Source organism: Agrobacterium sp. Azo12, from assembly GCF_029193765.2.
GTDB lineage: Bacteria > Pseudomonadota > Alphaproteobacteria > Rhizobiales > Rhizobiaceae > Agrobacterium.
The window spans coordinates 3303577-3320036 of record NZ_JARFYO020000001.1 but is presented as its reverse complement, the minus strand read 5'-3'; the positions used below and the strand labels follow the sequence as shown (position 1 = coordinate 3320036).

Here is a 16460-nt window from a genome sequence, read left to right as displayed (position 1 = left end):
AGACTGGATCGGCTTAACTGCCGATGTGTTTTTGACCGCGTTTCTTGGCCAACATGATCTGCTGCTGACGGTCACGAAAACGCTGACGGTCTTCTTCCGTGCGTTCCTCATAACAACCCGGGCAAGATACGCCTTCCTCAAACATAGGAGACAGGCGAACGTCTGGGGTAATTGGATTGCGGCAGGCGTGGCAAAGCTGGTGGTTGCCTTCGGCCAGTCCGTGGGTCACCGAAACGCGCTCATCGAACACGAAACATGCGCCTTCCCAGAGGCTTTCTTCCTGCGGAATTTCTTCCAGATATTTGAGAATGCCGCCCTTCAGGTGGTAAACCTCTTCAAAACCCTGCTCTTTCATGAAGGCAGTGGCCTTCTCACAGCGAATACCGCCTGTGCAATACATGGCGATTTTCGGCTTGTTGTGCAGGCCGGGATTGTTTTTCACCCAGTCTGGAAACTCGCGAAATGTCTTGGTGTTCGGATCGACAGCATCTTTGAAGATGCCGATTGCCGTTTCATAATCATTACGCGTATCGATCAGGATCGTCTCAGGATCCGAGATCAGCGCGTTCCAGTCCTTCGGGTCGACATAGGTGCCAACAATCTTCTTTGGATCGATATCCGGCACACCCATGGTGACGATTTCTTTTTTCAGCTTCACCTTCATGCGCACGAACGGCATTTTGGAAGCGCGGCTTTCCTTGTGTTCCAGCGCGGAAAATTCCGGTTGCGAGCGGATGAAAGCTAGAATTTTGGCAATGCCTTCGTCCGTCCCGGCAATCGTGCCGTTGATACCTTCATGGGCCAGCAGCAGCGTGCCCTTGATGCCATTTTCCTGGCAGATGCGGAACAGCGTTTCGCGGAAGCTTTCAAACTGCGGAAAGCTTGCGAAATGATAAAGGGCAGCCACGAGAAATTCGCCAGTGGCTTCCGGGCGCGGAAGAATTGTTGTGTCGGTCATGGCGCTGAAATACAGCCAGACGGCACGCTACGCAATGCGGATTCTACGATTTTTACAGTGTTCAGGTGATTTTGAATTTTGTCAAATCCCTTGGCGTACAGGCATTCTCATGCAGCGCATGCCCGTTTCCAGAGTGATTTGATGGTCTTGCTTTCGGCGTCTGGGCGATCGCGGAAAACGAGCTCGGACAGCTCGAGAGATGTCTGTTCCAGCTTCTGCTGCTGGTTGATGATGGCGTCCAGCAACCGGGCCAGTGTATCGCCATTGCCGAAAATATCGGGTTCGCGATCTGCACAGGCGGCTAGCACCGAAAGGTCATTCTGGTGACCCAGCAGTTCAGCGAGAGCTGAGGCGTTCTTTTCCTTTGCCAGCATTGCGGAGGGCCAGATTTTTCGCAGCAAGGCGAGATACATGCGGTAGGTCTGGCAACATTTACGCAAGTCGTGGAAAGCTTCCGCTTTCTCTCCCTTGCGGCATTCTTGCTGCGCAAGGGCGGCCTTTTTGCCATTTGTCAGCCACGCCCTGGCAATGCCTTTGGCGACGCTACGCCTGCTATCAGGCAGAGACAGGCCCTGCACGGCGATCAGCGCTTTTTCGCACTCGGCTATGGCAGCGTTGATGACACCTGAGAGATCACCTTCTTCGCTGTAAATGCGATCACGTCTTTGCGTCAGTGCGGTGCGTGCCATATCAAGTGCTTCGGCTTCTGCGGCGGAACGAGCGTGCTGGTGAAGGTAATTGATGTTTTCAACCAGAGCGGCGGCATCGCGTGCACCGGAAAGCGAGCGGGCTACGTCACGCAAGCGGGCATTTTCGGTTTTGAAAAAACCAGGCGCCAGCGGCCTGATCAGCCGGTAGAGGCCACGCAGACGCTTGAACTTCTTGCGTGCCTCATGAATGGCTTCGTGGCGATCGCCAGTCGTATCAGACAAAATGGCAATGGCGTCTGCCAGAAGCGCATTTCCTAGTTTGCGCACCTCTTCCGCAAATGGTTTTGCAGGATCAAGACGATACGACATCCGGCAGTTCCCCGAGCAGGTTTTCCGTGGCCAGATATTGGTTCGAGTACCGTTTGTCGCCGGTGACTTCACGGCCCAGCCATGTTGGCAGGTCAGGATTGTCGTCGACCGATGTCAGTTCCACTTCGGCAACGACCAGACCGCCATACACACCTTCGAAGACATCAACTTCCCAGGTGAAGTTGTTGTGCTCGACAAGGTGGCGGGTTTTCTGGATGACATTGCCAATGGCGGTGCCGATCATCTCTTGCGCATCGCCAAGCGCTATCGAATATTCATATTCGTCGCGTACAAGACTGCTGGCGCCAATCTTGATCGTCAGTGTGGCGTCTTCATCGTTGACGATGCGTACGCGGACTGAGCGGTTTTCTGTGGAAACGACATATCCTTGACGGAAGGTCATGCTGGAGGACACGTCGGTTTTCCATCCATCGCCCGAAACGAGAAATTTGCGTTCTATTTCTTTTGCCATGCAAGCCCATGTCCAATTTTGTGGCACACTATCTCATGGTTTCGTTTGGAAAAAGCAATTTGCCTGAAATATTTGCTTTAGTCTCGACAGGACAATCACGACGCGATAATTCATCACCTGTAATTCAATCGTTTCATATCTGGGAGGCACCGTAATGGCGCAGGACTCTGAAAAACTTCTTTCCATCCTGAAACTTCAGCCGGTTGTGCCTGTTCTGATTGTTGACAGCGTTGCCTCTGCCGTCCCGCTGGCCCGTGCACTGGTTGCCGGTGGTTTGAAGGCCATCGAAATCACCATGCGCACACCTGCGGCGCTTGAAGCCGTGCGCGCAGTTGCCGCAGAAGTTGAAGGCGCGCATGTCGGCGCCGGCACCATTCTCAATGCTCGGGATTTCGACGCGGCTGTTGAAGCTGGTTCGACCTTTATCGTCAGCCCAGGCGTTAACAGAAGCGTTCTGGATGCTGCCAAAAATTCCAAGGTTCCGTTGCTGCCAGGTGCTGCAACCGCCAGCGAAGTCATGGCGTTGCGCGATGAAGGTTACAAGGTTTTGAAGTTCTTCCCGGCCGAGCAGGCTGGTGGCGCACCTTACCTCAAGGCACTGTCTTCGCCGTTGGCGGGCACCTTCTTCTGCCCAACCGGCAGCATTTCGCTGAAGAACGCCAATGACTATCTGTCATTGCCAAATGTCGTCTGCGTTGGCGGTTCATGGGTTGCGCCGCGTGAGCTGGTGGCAACGGGTGACTGGGCAGGCATTACCAAGCTGGCAGCAGAAGCAGCGGCTCTCGCCGTCTAATCAGACCGCAAGACCAGAATTTTCGCGAAGCAGCGTGATATCCGTCACGCTGCTTTTTTTGTGATTTGTATTTGGCTATTGCCGTTCCTATCTCCAGTGACGAGTTTGATCGAAACAGGAGATTTTGATGTTCGACGCCAAGAAGCTTCTTGAACAATTCCTTGGTTCCCAGGTGCCGGGACTTTCCGGGACTGTTCGAGACAGAGCAGGTCAGGCTGCCGATATCGCCAAGAACAACCCGCTGAAAACCGGCGCACTTGCCGCAGCTATTCTTGGTACAAAGACCGGCCGTAAGCTGGCGGGCAACGCGGCAACCGTGGGCGGTATCGCTGCCATTGCCGGTCTTGGTTATCTCGCATATCAGAACTACAAATCCGGGCAGGCGCCGCAGAACGCACCGCAGCCTGAGCCGACAACCGAACTTCTGCCACCACCGGCAGATTCGCCCTTCCACCCGCAGGCGGCAACACTGTCCAATGACTTTGCCTTGACGCTGGTGCAGGCGATGATTGCTGCTGCCAAGGCTGACGGTCACATTGATGCCGGTGAACGCGTGCGTATCATGGAAAAGGTACAGATTTCCGGTCTCGATACGGAAGCTGAACGCTTCATTGAAAAAGAGTTGGCTGAACCGCTCGATCTCGATGCGCTTGTGGCCGCTGCCAAGACCGAAGAGCAGAAGGTTGAGCTTTATACGGCATCCCGCCTGACGATCGATCCAGATACACGCGCAGAACGTGGTTATCTTGACCTGCTTGCTGGCCGTCTTGGTTTGCCGGATGCGCTGGTTGATCACATCGAAGCCACGGTTTCAGCCGCTAAGGCCTGATAAATATTCCGGTGGGGTTGCACGTTAGCGTGGCAACCCTACTGCCCGATATGCTGTTGTTTTTGAGCAATGACTGGCCTACATCTTTTCTCAACAAAATGGTGAGGAAAAGAATGCGCGATCTTGCTGATTTCAAAGGATGTCCGGCTCCAAAACCGGTGACGCTTAACGGGCGGTATGTCACCGCGCAGCCATTTGACCGCGCATCACATCTGCAGAAACTCTGGGATGCCCTTGGCGGTCTGGAAACCAACGCCCTTTTGAAATATTTCCCGCAGCAAGCCTTCCCAAATGCTGATGCGTTTGGTGACTGGATCGAAGGCGCGCAGCAGAAACTCGGCTGGGTCACTTTGGTATTTACCGAAAATGCCGGCGGTACCGTTGTTGGTATGGCAAGCTATATGCGGCCAGATCCTGCTAATGGCGTGATTGAGGTCGGTTCCGTGGCGCATGGTGCTGCGATGAAGCGCTCACCGCTTTCCACCGAAGTTCATTATCTGATGGCCAAACATGTGTTCGAGGATCTTGGTTATCGCCGCTACGAGTGGAAATGCCATAATGAAAACGAGCCGAGCAAGGTCACGGCGAGACGTTACGGCTTTACTTTCGAAGGTGTGTTCCGTCAGCACATGGTGTCAAAGGGTGCGAACCGCGATACCGCATGGTTTTCGATCATCGACAGCGAATGGCCTGTAATCCGTGATGCCTTTGAGGCATGGCTCGATCCTGACAATTTCGATGCTGACGGCTCACAGAAACGGAAACTGGAAGATATTCGTGCGGGGATGGTCGCATGACCAGTGCTGATCCAAAAGGGCGTTCGCCTGTTTTTGCTGCTGCCGTGATTTTTGTTGGCGTTGCCCTGCTGTTTTTTGTGATGCCAAACATCATGCTGTGGCTGGCAGATTATTCGCCGTGGCTGGCTGCGGCATTTGGCGCGGTGGCAGTGCTGTCATTCTTTCTTCTGTTCTGGCTGCGCGGGCGGTACCAGCGTCGCAAGGACCAGTCTGACACCTGACTGCGTGGCGCATCAGGACTGCAAGGAAGCGCCGAGCAAGGCGAGGCCCATCAACAACACAAACAGCGCACCGGCAATTTCAATGACGGTGGCGACGCGCATGGCTTTGGTGGTGCCGGAACCTGCGTAACGAACAGCCACGTCCTTGGCCATGACGGCCAATGTGGCCAGGATGGATACGGTGATCGCCGTGCCGATCGACATTGCCAATACAGACAGGACACCGCCGAGATAGAGGCTGTTCAATAGCGAAAAGCTCATGACGATGATCGCGCCTGAACAGGGGCGCAAGCCCACTGCAATGATGGCAGACCATGCCTCATGCAGACTGAAATCACGAGACCGCAACATGGATGGGTCCGGTGTGTGGGCGTGGCCGCATGTCGAGCAAACATTGCCGGCGCCACTGTGCTGATGATCAGAGAAAACTTGTTGTCCCTTAAATTTGAGGCCGGTTCCCATGCCCTTGGTACCAAGGCCGCTTGCGCCAGCATTTTCAACGACAACAGGGGCAGCGGCCGGTTCTCGCACCATAATGCTGCGCAATTTGCGCACCAGCAGCCATGCGCCAAACAGGGCGATCATCGCAAAGCTGGCAATCTCCATGGCTTGGGTGGCCTTGGTCATGGTGATCGACGTGCCGCGCAGTACCAGATAGGCCGCACCAACCAGCAGAATGGCGACGATGCCCTGCAGCACCGCCGAAATGAACGAGATGAGCACACCGCGCCGCAGCTCCGTCTCATTGGCAATCATATAGGAGGAGATTACTGCCTTGCCGTGGCCGGGACCGGCGGCATGGAACACACCATAGGCGAAAGAAAGGCCGATCAGCGAGGTCAGGGCCCAAGGATCTTCGCGCATCGCCTTCAACGCACCGGTCAGTGCGCGATAGAAGCTTTGCTGGTGCATGTTGATCCAGGCGAAAAATGAACCGAATGGACCTGATACGGAAAAGGATGGCTCCGCAGAGCCAATGCCAAGCGGAGATTGCGCATGGGCAGCCGTTGCCAGAAAGACGCCACTGATCAAAAGAAGCGGCACCATACGGTTCAATCTGCTTGTCATGGGCAGGTTACCTCCAGCCTTGTCGAAAACAGTTTCGACATGTCTGTTCCGGTTGGGTCGTTAAAAAACGCGTCGGTCAAGGTAGACTGGTTCTGCGCTAGAACCTCATCGGCGTCCGGGCGGATGACGGCACGTTTACAGGCGTTAAAACCGTCTCCCTTGGTGGCCAGATCCGTATCATTTGCGAAATCGATCGCGGTATACATGGTCGGATCCCACACACCGAAACTCATCTTGCCTTTCATTGGCATCGGCTTGGCGGGCTTGAGTGAAAAGAACATCAGGATCTGGCCGTTGTCGTAATCGACATGGATAGCGTCCGGTTTGGCAAGGTCGGTCTTTTTCCCGTCTTCGGTCACGAAGGTATAATAGTCGAAGTCGGCAAGCGATTCATGTACCACCTTGCCCACTTCGGCCAACTCATCCTTATCGAGCTTCAGATCGCTATTCTTGTCGAAATCCAGCATCACACTGGCAGAAAACATTTCGTCAAAACGCCAGATGTTGCGCAGTTCGCTGATGTTGCCGTCTGAACCGGCAATGACCTCAAGACGTGCTTCTGCAAAGATATGCGGATGGGCAAAGGCTGGGGCAGGGGCGAGCAACAGCCCAGCCGCAATTGCAGTTCTTGTCTTTTTCATCAACCCATGTGCCCTTCGCGAATCTGTCAGCCAGTTTTAGCGGAAAATGGGACCGAATTTCGACTCAGCTCACGATCAATTTATCGGCGACCTATCCGTTCTTGCGAAACCAGTTCGACAGGAAGTCGACAAAGCTGCGCACTTTGGCGGGCAGATAACGGCGATGAGGGTAAACCGCATAGATGCCTCGGTCTCTGGCGATGTAGTCATCGAACAGGGTTACCAGTTCACCGGACTGGATATAGGGCTTGGCAATAAAGTCCGGTACCATGGCGACACCCAGTCCCGCTCGTGCCGCACGAAGCGTGGCCTGTGGCGAGTTGACCTCAATCGGGCCGCTGACTGCCACCGAGGCATTGGCGCCATTCGGTTCGAAATAACGGATGTTGTTGTGGAAGCGTGAGTTGGTATCGACAATGAACGGCACGCGGGACATGTCTTGCGGCTCATTCAGTGGACCGTGCTGGGCGACAAAGTCCGCCGTGGCGACGGCGTAGACGCGAAAATCGGAGAGCTTGCGGGCAATGAGGCCGGAATCTTCCAGCTTGGTAATGCGTACCGCAAGGTCAAAACCTTCCTCGATCAGGTCAACGAAACGGTCCTCTGCCAAAATCTCCAGCTGAAGCTCCGGATTTTCCTTGGCGAAGTCGATCAGGCTCTGGCCGATTTCGGCGTCGATGAAGGTGCGTGGTACCGAGATGCGCAACTTGCCTTTCAGGTCCGCATTGTTCTCACGCACCAGGTCGGCGAGGTTGTCGATTTCCTTCAGAATATCAGAGGCGGTGCGGTAATAGGTATGGCCCGCTTCGGTCAGCGAAAACTGCCGTGTCGTCCGGTTCAGCAACAGGGCGCCGAGATCGTCTTCCAGCTCGCGTACATATTTCGAAAGCAATGCTTTGGAGCGCCCGGTTTTGCGGGCTGCAGCTGAGAAACCTTCCGCTTCGACAACGTCAATAAATGCGCGGATGCGGGTGAGGGTATCCATGGCTGTTCTCTCCTGTTTGTTCCATATAATTGAACGTTCAGGCGCCGCTGTTCAATGGAAAAATACATGGTGAAAAAAACCTCAATTCGATGAAAAAATCCTCTTGATTATGACGGCGAATATTCTTATTTCCCGTTTTGCCCAAAGTCGCACGTGCCCATGGGTGTCCGCCGTCCCTCGATGTGGTGAGGAGTTCGGTAAGGTACCTGGAACTAACCCCTCCAGTCGCTATTCCGGCCAACCGGAAAATGCGAGGACATCTGAAGCAACGACGGTGCGGGCCTTTCTGGTTCTCTGCCGGCTTTCCATCAGCCGGGGTACTAAAGAGGCACACCATCATTGCCGGAAGTGCGGTTGGGTCCAATCCCTCCAATCTATGGCAGACAAAGCCGGATAATTCCCGTGGCAGGGTTTTGTCCATATTTGCGCCTTGAGCGTATGCAACTGATCTGCGCCTCCACCGGCTGATCCGTAAGCATATCTCGAGCGTTCTTTGTCCTCCGGAATTTCCGGAGCCGGATTATACAGGGATTATAACGATGACGACTGCACGCATCCTTGACTTCATCAAGACCCGCCGTCCTGAAGGCCCATGCCTCGTGGTTGACCTCGAGGTCGTGCGCGATAACTATCACGCTTTCGAGCACGCCCTGCCGAACAGCTCGATCTATTATGCCGTGAAGGCTAACCCGGCCCCTGAAATCCTGTCGCTGCTCGCCTCCCTCGGCTCGAACTTCGACTGCGCTTCGGTTGCTGAAATCCAGATGGCGCTTGACGCCGGTGCGACTGCTGACCGTATTTCTTACGGCAACACCATCAAGAAGGAGCGGGACATTTCCCGCGCTTTCGAACTGGGCGTTGGCCTGTTTGCGGTGGACAGCCATGAAGAAGTTGAAAAGATTGCCCGTGCAGCCCCTGGCTCGCGTGTGTTTTGCCGCGTCCTGACTGACGGTGAAGGTGCCGAATGGCCGCTTTCGCGCAAGTTCGGCTGCGTACCGCAGATGGCTGTCGATGTTCTGGTTTACGCACACCAGCTTGGCCTCGAGTCCCACGGTGTGTCCTTTCACGTCGGTTCGCAGATGTTGAACCTTGACGCATGGGACGCTGCTCTTTCCGATGCAAAGCGGGTTTTCTCCTCGCTTGCCAAGCAGGGCATCCACCTGAAGATGGTCAACATGGGCGGTGGTTTCCCGACAAAGTATCTGCGCGACATTCCATCGGCAGAAGCTTACGGTCAGGCGATCGATGCTGCGCTTCGTACGCACTTCGGCAACCAGATCCCACAGACGATCATCGAGCCAGGTCGTGGCATGGTCGGCAACGCCGGTGTCATCAAGGCAGAAGTCGTGCTGGTTTCGCGCAAGTCCGACAATGACAACCATCGTTGGGTGTACCTCGACATCGGCAAGTTCGGTGGTCTGGCTGAAACCATGGACGAAGCAATTCGTTACCCGATCCGCACCGAGCGTGACCAGGACGAAATGCAGCCTTGCGTTCTGGCTGGCCCGACCTGCGACAGCGCCGACGTGCTGTACGAAAAGAACATGTATCCGCTGCCCGTATCCCTGACGATTGGCGATGAAGTTCTGATCGAAGGCACCGGTGCATACACCACCACGTATTCGGCGGTGGCGTTCAACGGTTTCGAGCCACTCAAAGCCTATGTGATCTGAGTGTTCTTTGGCCGGGCTGTCAGTGCTCCGGCCAATTAACCCGGATCTTTCCGTTCCGGCCTCGCGCCACGCTTTGCGCAACCCCTGCTTGCTGCACCTCCTCCAGTGAGGATGAGCGGGCGAGGGGCCGGGACGGCTTATTCACAATATTGTTTTGGGGCCGCTTGTGCGCGGTTATGTAACGGGAGGCCGTGATGGCCGCTGTTCTCAATTCAGTCCGGGCGTTTTTCACGCCGCAGACATTCCATATTGAAGCTGAAAATCCGGGCGATGTTGTCGCGCGCGAAAACCTGCTTGACCGTGCCATGGGCCCGGGCCGTCGCCGCAAGTCTTCCGAGAAGCTGCGCAAGGGCCGCATTCCGGCCGATGGTTTGGCACTTGTTGCCCGTGACAATGATGGTCACGTCATCGGCACTGTGCGCCTGTGGAATGTTGAAGCTGGTGTTACGCCGGAAGGTCGTCCGCTACCTGCGCTTCTGCTGGGCCCGCTTGCGGTTGATTCCTTGCATGAAGGCAAGGGTATTGGCGCAGCTTTGATGCGTGCGGCGATTTCCGAAGCGGCCAACCGTGGCCATGGTGCGGTTCTGCTGGTCGGCGATGCACCCTATTACGAACGTTTCGGTTTCTTTGCAGCCAAAACACAGCATCTGGTGATGCCAGGTCCATTTGAGCGTCACCGTTTTCTGGCGCTGGAGTTGAAAGACGGTTGGCTGGATGGCGCCGCCGGCATGCTGGTGGCCAGCGGCCGCAAGCTCTCCTACTGAATTTGATTCCCTGAAATTCCGTGCGATGGCCCCGTTCGGGGCCATTGTCATATCGGGCAACTATTATTTGTGTGACATTTTTGTCGCGACCCGCTTTTCCGCGTCTCAAAACGCAGTGTTAAACCTGTGTGTTTGATCTGGCTCAAACCACCGTGGTGATTTCGGGTCTCATAGTCTCTCCCAACAACCCTGCTGACAGGAAAACCTATTCCAAAACCGCAGGCGATGTTGTCGTGCCAAACCTGCCGCTGATGGAGCAAAGCAGGTTTCGGTGCTCAATTGGTACAAGGAGAGATGAAATGAACACGAAGAACGCAATGCGGGTCATGTTGATGGCTGGCGTAGCATTGATCGGTGCAAACGCAATGGCTGCAGATCTCGCGCCACCAGCGCCTGCGCCAACCGTTGAAGAAGCCATTGAGGCCGCGAGCCCGTGGATGATCCGTGTTCGTGGCGTTGGCGTTATCACACATGACAGCGGTTCTGTTGATCAACTGCCCGGCGCTGGTCTCTCCTATTCCGATACGGTTATTCCGGAACTCGACATCAGCTATTTCTTCACCGACAATATCGCTGCAGAACTCATTCTTGGCACGACCTATGCCAAGATCGATGGCACCGGCGGTCTAGATGGCGTAGCGGTTGGTAAATCCTGGCTGCTGCCACCCACACTGACACTGCAGTACCACTTCACCAATTTCGGCAACTTCAAGCCTTACGTCGGTGCCGGTGTGAACTACTCGCTGTTCTACAACCAGTCTGAAAAGCCCGGTTTCTCCAATCTCGATGTTAAGAACGATTTTGGTTACGCGCTGCAGGTTGGTGCCGACTACATGATCAACAAAAACTGGGGTGTGAACTTCGACGTGAAGAAGATCTTCCTCGACACCAAATGGACTGCCACACATGACGTGCTTGGTCCTGTCAGCGGCAAGGCAAAGATTGATCCTTGGCTGATTGGTGCCGGTATCACTTACCGCTTCTAACGCCCTAGCTCCCAAGCGGAGCGGTTTATTGCATAGTCATAACCGCAGCAGTTCCATTTGATGCAGCTTTTAGCGAGGCCCGTTTGACGAAGACGGGCCTTATCTCGTATAAGGGCGGCACGGGTGAGAGCACCGGCCGTCCGCAGGCATATGCCATGGTGAAGTCTCTCTTAGTCGAACCACGGTTTTCCGCATTTATGCATGCAATCCGATGGCAACGCGGACCCCTTCTGAACAGCATGCTTTTGTTGGAGAACTGTCGTGGCTCATACGGCATCACAATCACATGTGTCTCAGGCGCTGCCATCGCTTGAGAGTTTGAAAGATCAGGCAAAACGTCTTCGCGCACGGCTGCAGGCCGAGGGGCAGGAGATGTCTCATTCAAAATCACTGGAACTGATTGCCGCACAAATGGGATTTCGTGACTGGAATACCCTACATGCGCGCGTCGGCAACCGTCCGCCATTCAATCCCTATTTGTTGGGATCGCAGGTGCGTGGCTTCTATCTCGGACAGGCTTTTGAGGCCGAGGTTTTGGGCGTGCAGTCGCTTGGCGGCAGTCCGGAGCGGTACAGGTTAACGTTGCATTTTGATCAACCTGTCGATGTCGTGACGTTTGAGAGCTTCTCTGCTTTCAGGCAACGCGTGCATTGCAACGTTGACGGCACTGGCCGGACGACCGAGAAGACATCGAATGGCCGGCGGCAGGTGGAACTGGTCTGGTAGCCAGATTAAAAGCTCAGGAAACTCGGGGCAGGCGTGGTTAGTTAACCTGTAAACGCCTGCCTTAATACTTTGTTTTGTAATCTGATTCGCATTCGGGCGTTTTGGTGCATTTATTGCAAGGTCGTAGGGCTTCGCCGAGCACCTGCATGCCTGCGTTTGTTAAACGGTGACGCGACAAACGCTACTCAAGTGTGAATAAAGTCCCCTTCTTGTAACCGTTTATAAACCTAAACGCGAAAGTCATCTGGGGATTTTCGAGTGTGACATATTTGTTATAGACAACCATAGGAAGAGGTTGTAGCCAGGGCCGATCATATCAAGGAATGTACTAATGTTGAAAAATCTTATCCTCGCCGCAGTTGCCGCATCTGCTTTGTCGGGCGTTGCCCATGCTGCTGACGCTGTGAACGAGGTGCCTGCTGCACCTGTTGCTGATTACGCTGCACCTGCATTTTCGTGGGCTGGTTTCTACGGCGGTGTGACCGGTGGTTACGCTTGGGACAAGGTAAAGCTGGAAGACGACACTTTTGCTGGTTCCACTACATTTAACGGCGCACGCTTCGGTGGTTTTGCTGGCTACAACGCTGAAATCGCACCTTCTATCATTCTCGGTGCTGAAGGTGAGCTCGCTTACAACTGGGCTGACAAGACATTTGGCGGCGCGAAGATCGAAGCTGGCCTGAATGGTTCTGTACGTGCACGCGTTGGTTATGCCATGGACAAGGCGCTGGTTTACGCTGCAGGTGGTTATGCTGCCACTAACGGTAAGATTTCTGTTCCTGGCTACAGCGACAGCGACACATTCCACGGCTGGACAATCGGTGCTGGTGTTGACTACGCCGTAACCGATAACATCTTTGCCCGTGCTGAATATCGTTACAATGACTTCGGCAAGAACACCTACACCGATGGTGCTGACAGCTACAGCCTCAAAGTCAGAGAACACGTCGTCAACGTCGGCGTTGGCTACAAGTTCTAAGACGCTTTAATTATCGATTTCCAAGATGCCCGGTCTCTTCGTTGAGGCCGGGCATTTTCGTTATTAGGCTTCCGGTATTCGTTAAAATTGTAAACGTTAATCTTAACTTTTTATTATAACATTAGCATATGCTTGCATAATAGGCATTCGCGGCTACCATTGGAACTGCATCAACGGTGATGCTCTTGATGGCATACCTTCATAAGAGCAACAAAATGCACCGAAAACTCAAAGGGGGCTGTAAGGCCCCCTTTTTTCGTCTGGTCTTTTATGCCGCTGACTGTCAGCCGGAAATATCGATGACGCCGCAGTCACCGGCTTCCGAGGCAAAAGCAAGCAGTTTGCCTGTGCTGCTCCATGACATCGAGGTGATGGCACCTTTGCCGGGGCGGCGCAGCAGCGCTTCCTTGCCGTCTGCAAGTCTTACACCCAGCACCATGCCGTCGATAAAGCCAATGGCCAGTACATCTTCCGCCGGGTGGAAGCTGACGCAGGTCGCCATGATATTGGCGCGTGTGCCCAGTTCCTGCGGGGCTTTGCCCATTGGGCCATCCTTGCCAGCAAAGGGCCAGACAATGGCAGCAGGTGCACCTGACGACGCCAGCCACTTGCCCTTGGCGGACCAGGACAGCGATTTGACCTTGGCGGGATAACCGGTCATGCGCATGTGGCGCGATTCCATACCACCCTTTGTTGCTTCCATCTTCCAGCCATGCAGCGCATTTTCCTGCATGGTGGTGACGAGGAACTTGCCGTCCTGCGAGAAGGTGACGCCGGTATGCGCACCCTTCCACTCCAGATCGACAGGCTCGCCAGCCATGCCAACCCAATGCAGGGAAACGCCATTGTAACGGGCAACGGCAATGCGCATGCCCTTGGGCGCAAAGGCCACGCCTTCGACGGTGCGGGTTTCGGTAAATTCCTTCACGCTGCCATCACCGAGGCGCACGAAGGTGGATTTTCCAACACCGTAGGCGATGCTGTTCTGCGGACCGCCAGCGACGACTGAAATCCACTTGCGCGGCACATTGGCCAGTTCATTGAACGAGCCATCATGCAGCACGCGCAGAACCTTGCCATCTTCACCGCCGGTCAACAGTGTGGCGCTGTAAGGATCGCGAATGCAGGTCAACAGGCCCTGATGGGCTTCGGTTACTTTTTCACCGCCATCAAGCCGGTGAATTGTGCCGGCCGCTGTGGCGAAAAAAGGAATATCGCCAAGGAAATGCGTGGAAACGACATGGCCTTCCAGATCAAATGGAGCAACGGTGGGCATTGAATAACGGTCTTTCTGTGTTTGGTATTCTGGGTCCTGCAGGGACGTTTTCACGCTACCCTATCATGGTAATGGTCGGGTTTGGCCCGACCATCGACAACATTTCGAGACTGGCGCCCCAGGTCAAGCCCGAGGACGTCTGGAGGTTACGCTGACGTGCCTGAAAAACGGGTCTTCAAGCACATGTCATGCATCACGCCGTTGCTTCGCAGGCGTGGAAGCTCTTTTCCAGCTTTTCACGATCAAGATCGCGGCCGATGAAAACGAGGCGGGATTCACGCTTTTCACCGTCTTTCCATGGACGCTGGTGATCACCTTCGATGATCATGTGAACGCCCTGAACGACGTAACGTTCGGCATCGCCCTTGAATGCGATGATGCCCTTGAGGCGCAGGATATTCGGACCGTCCGTCTGGGTAACCTTCTGGATCCATGGGAAGAAGCGGTCGGGGTTCATTTCACCGCCGCGCAGCGAGACAGACTTTACCGTGACATCGTGAATGGCCGAGACATCGCCATGATGGTGATGGTGGTCATGACCGTGATCGTGGTGGTGATGATCGTGGCCATCATGGTCGTGATGATGATGTCCATGATCATGATGGTCATGGCCGCAATCCGGGCCGCAGACATGGTCTTCATGGCCGTGCTCAAGGAAATGCGGATCGTTTTCCAAAGCGCGCTCAAGGTTGAATGCACCCTGATCAAGAACGCGGGCAAGATCAACGCCAGAGCGGGTGGTCTTGTAAACGCGTGCGGATGGGTTGATGGCATGCACGACATCTTCGATGCGGGCCAGCTCTTCCGGGCTGACGAGGTCAGTCTTGTTGATGACGACGACGTCGGCAAAGGCGATCTGGTCTTCAGCTTCGCGGCTATCTTTCAGGCGCAGAGGCAGGTGCTTGGCATCAACCAGCGCCACAACGGCGTCGAGTTCGGTCTTGGCGCGAACATCGTCATCCATGAAGAAGGTCTGGGCAACAGGAACAGGGTCTGCCAGACCTGTGGTTTCGACGATGATGCCATCAAAACGGCCGGGACGGCGCATCAGGCCTTCGACAACGCGAATAAGGTCGCCACGAACGGTGCAGCAGACGCAGCCATTGTTCATTTCGTAGATTTCTTCATCAGACTCAACGATCAGATCGTTGTCGATGCCGATTTCACCGAACTCGTTGACGATAACTGCATATTTTTTGCCGTGGTTCTCAGAGAGAATGCGGTTGAGCAGTGTCGTTTTACCAGCGCCGAGATAGCCGGTCAGGACGGTCACGGGAATTGGCTTGATTGGGGCTGTTTCGGTCATGGGAAACCTCGAATAAGAAAGAAGCGTCGGAACGCCAAATAAAATCTGCTGTTCATATAGGCTGCGTGTGCGAGCAGTTCAAAGAGAATCTGCCTTCAGTTTTTTTTGATCCATGCTGTTGGCCGGTTGTTAGCTGTCAGCAAGCTGCGCCATATCAAAGGAATTGATGTCTTCCAGCAATTCAACCAGTCCGGTGACGGAATGGTTTATCAGTGCCTCTCCTTTTTCAGCCGTTGCAGCACTGGCATTTCCGGCCACACCAAGCGGATTGAGATCACTCATTTTCCAGCCGAAAGCATGTGGGCCGTAGGCGCGTAAATGCTTGTAATTTATGGCGAAATCTTGCTGCTTTGAGGAGAAGTTGACAGCCTTTTTCATGTCAACCAGCTCGGGATACATCGCCAGCATTACCGACGTTTCGATATCTCCACCGTGAATGTCGAGGGCCTTTTCCTCCGGCGTAATCAGACCGGTTGGCACGCCAAAGCGAGTCCAGCTTGTGGCGACGGCCAGCATGCCGAACCTTACACGAGCTTCGGTTGCGACGATGGTCATAAGCGGCGAATTGCCGCCATGCGCATTCAGCATAACGAACTTTTTGATGCCCCTAGACGCTGCTTCTTCGGCAATGCCGAGCCAGCGTTCCACGGCTTCGTCATAACGCAGGGTTCTTGTGCCCTGCACGTCGATATGTTCGATTGAATACCCGACCGGCTCTACCGGCAGAAAGCTGACGGGCAGGGATGGAGGAAGCGCCCGTTGCAAACGACTGACAATTCCAGTCGCAATCAATGTGTCCGTTTCAAACGGCAGGTGAGGGCCGTGCTGCTCATGGGCTCCCAAAGGCAGCACAATAATACGCTTCGCCGGGTTATCCCCTGATGCTGTTACATTATCTTCGTAAAAGCGCGTGTATGTGTTCGGCATCTGGCAGTGCGATCCGGCTTTCTGTATTGGATATCGTACA

At 54.6% G+C, this 16460-nt stretch carries 18 protein-coding genes; 9 read left to right on the top strand and 9 right to left on the bottom strand.

Features of this window, described 5'->3' with window-relative positions; translation table 11 throughout:
- Window positions 1-13: 13 nt before the first annotated feature.
- From trhO to PYL13_RS15785, 3 genes are all read right to left on the bottom strand, one after another.
- The gene (gene trhO / locus PYL13_RS15795; protein WP_259142551.1) at window positions 14-958 is read right to left on the bottom strand and encodes an oxygen-dependent tRNA uridine(34) hydroxylase TrhO; all 945 of its coding nucleotides are present in this window, start codon (window positions 956-958) and stop codon (window positions 14-16) included.
- Between the two features lie 107 nt (window positions 959-1065).
- Entirely contained in the window at window positions 1066-1977 is a 912-nt protein-coding gene (locus PYL13_RS15790; RefSeq protein WP_259142560.1) for a CHAD domain-containing protein, read from the bottom strand.
- Window positions 1961-2449, bottom strand: coding sequence for a CYTH domain-containing protein (locus PYL13_RS15785; protein WP_192488037.1), 489 nt, complete (start codon window positions 2447-2449; stop codon window positions 1961-1963). Before PYL13_RS15785 ends, PYL13_RS15790 begins: the two co-directional genes overlap by 17 nt.
- A gap of 154 nt (window positions 2450-2603) precedes the next feature.
- Here PYL13_RS15785 and PYL13_RS15780 point away from each other — a divergent pair, with 154 nt between their 5' ends.
- The 4 genes from PYL13_RS15780 (at window position 2604) to PYL13_RS15765 (ending at window position 5089) form a co-directional block, all read left to right on the top strand.
- A complete protein-coding gene (locus PYL13_RS15780) occupies window positions 2604-3242 on the top strand; it encodes a 2-dehydro-3-deoxy-phosphogluconate aldolase (protein WP_275641940.1) in 639 nt (212 codons plus the stop codon).
- A 127-nt stretch (window positions 3243-3369) separates the two neighbouring features.
- Window positions 3370-4071 (top strand): tellurite resistance TerB family protein, encoded by a 702-nt coding sequence (locus PYL13_RS15775; protein ID WP_192488039.1) that lies wholly within the window; start codon window positions 3370-3372, stop codon window positions 4069-4071.
- Between the two features lie 113 nt (window positions 4072-4184).
- Complete coding sequence (locus PYL13_RS15770; RefSeq protein ID WP_275641939.1) at window positions 4185-4868, top strand: GNAT family N-acetyltransferase; 684 nt, start codon at window positions 4185-4187, stop codon at window positions 4866-4868.
- Complete coding sequence (locus PYL13_RS15765) at window positions 4865-5089, top strand: intracellular growth attenuator family protein (RefSeq protein WP_250982259.1); 225 nt, start codon at window positions 4865-4867, stop codon at window positions 5087-5089. The genes PYL13_RS15770 and PYL13_RS15765 overlap by 4 nt, the downstream gene beginning before the upstream one ends.
- 12 nt (window positions 5090-5101) lie before the next feature.
- On the opposite strand, the gene PYL13_RS15760 is transcribed toward PYL13_RS15765, so the two are convergent.
- The 3 genes from PYL13_RS15760 to PYL13_RS15750 all read right to left on the bottom strand — a co-directional run bounded on the left by PYL13_RS15760 (window position 5102) and on the right by PYL13_RS15750 (window position 7783).
- The gene (locus PYL13_RS15760) at window positions 5102-6157 is read right to left on the bottom strand and encodes a nickel/cobalt transporter (RefSeq protein WP_275641938.1); all 1056 of its coding nucleotides are present in this window, start codon (window positions 6155-6157) and stop codon (window positions 5102-5104) included.
- Window positions 6154-6798 carry a DUF1007 family protein gene (locus PYL13_RS15755; protein WP_250982257.1) on the bottom strand — a complete coding sequence of 215 codons (645 nt, stop codon included), beginning with the start codon at window positions 6796-6798 and terminating at the stop codon, window positions 6154-6156. Before PYL13_RS15755 ends, PYL13_RS15760 begins: the two co-directional genes overlap by 4 nt.
- Before the next feature lie 91 nt (window positions 6799-6889).
- Window positions 6890-7783 carry a LysR family transcriptional regulator gene (locus PYL13_RS15750; RefSeq protein WP_275641937.1) on the bottom strand — a complete coding sequence of 298 codons (894 nt, stop codon included), beginning with the start codon at window positions 7781-7783 and terminating at the stop codon, window positions 6890-6892.
- 539 nt (window positions 7784-8322) lie between these two features.
- Between PYL13_RS15750 and odc2 the strand changes: the two genes are divergently transcribed.
- The 5 genes from odc2 to PYL13_RS15725 all read left to right on the top strand — a co-directional run bounded on the left by odc2 (window position 8323) and on the right by PYL13_RS15725 (window position 12911).
- The gene (gene odc2 / locus PYL13_RS15745; RefSeq protein WP_192488045.1) at window positions 8323-9456 is read left to right on the top strand and encodes an ornithine/lysine decarboxylase; all 1134 of its coding nucleotides are present in this window, start codon (window positions 8323-8325) and stop codon (window positions 9454-9456) included.
- 194 nt (window positions 9457-9650) lie between these two features.
- Window positions 9651-10220: a GNAT family N-acetyltransferase gene (locus PYL13_RS15740; RefSeq protein WP_192488046.1), complete on the top strand. Its 570-nt coding sequence runs from the start codon at window positions 9651-9653 to the stop codon at window positions 10218-10220.
- A gap of 299 nt (window positions 10221-10519) precedes the next feature.
- Window positions 10520-11206, top strand: a complete 687-nt coding sequence (locus PYL13_RS15735) for an OmpW/AlkL family protein (protein WP_250982256.1) — start codon at window positions 10520-10522, stop codon at window positions 11204-11206.
- Between the two features lie 261 nt (window positions 11207-11467).
- Window positions 11468-11932 (top strand): glyoxalase superfamily protein, encoded by a 465-nt coding sequence (locus tag PYL13_RS15730; RefSeq protein ID WP_275641936.1) that lies wholly within the window; start codon window positions 11468-11470, stop codon window positions 11930-11932.
- A 331-nt stretch (window positions 11933-12263) separates the two neighbouring features.
- On the top strand, window positions 12264-12911 hold the full coding sequence (locus PYL13_RS15725; protein ID WP_250982254.1) for an outer membrane protein: 648 nt from the start codon (window positions 12264-12266) through the stop codon (window positions 12909-12911).
- Between the two features lie 283 nt (window positions 12912-13194).
- On the opposite strand, the gene PYL13_RS15720 is transcribed toward PYL13_RS15725, so the two are convergent.
- The 3 genes from PYL13_RS15720 to PYL13_RS15710 form a co-directional block, all read right to left on the bottom strand.
- On the bottom strand, window positions 13195-14187 hold the full coding sequence (locus PYL13_RS15720) for a WD40 repeat domain-containing protein (RefSeq protein WP_275641935.1): 993 nt from the start codon (window positions 14185-14187) through the stop codon (window positions 13195-13197).
- A gap of 193 nt (window positions 14188-14380) precedes the next feature.
- On the bottom strand, window positions 14381-15493 hold the full coding sequence (locus PYL13_RS15715) for a CobW family GTP-binding protein (protein ID WP_192488051.1): 1113 nt from the start codon (window positions 15491-15493) through the stop codon (window positions 14381-14383).
- A 129-nt stretch (window positions 15494-15622) separates the two neighbouring features.
- On the bottom strand, window positions 15623-16420 hold the full coding sequence (locus PYL13_RS15710) for a creatininase family protein (RefSeq protein ID WP_275641934.1): 798 nt from the start codon (window positions 16418-16420) through the stop codon (window positions 15623-15625).
- Window positions 16421-16460 lie beyond the last annotated feature (40 nt).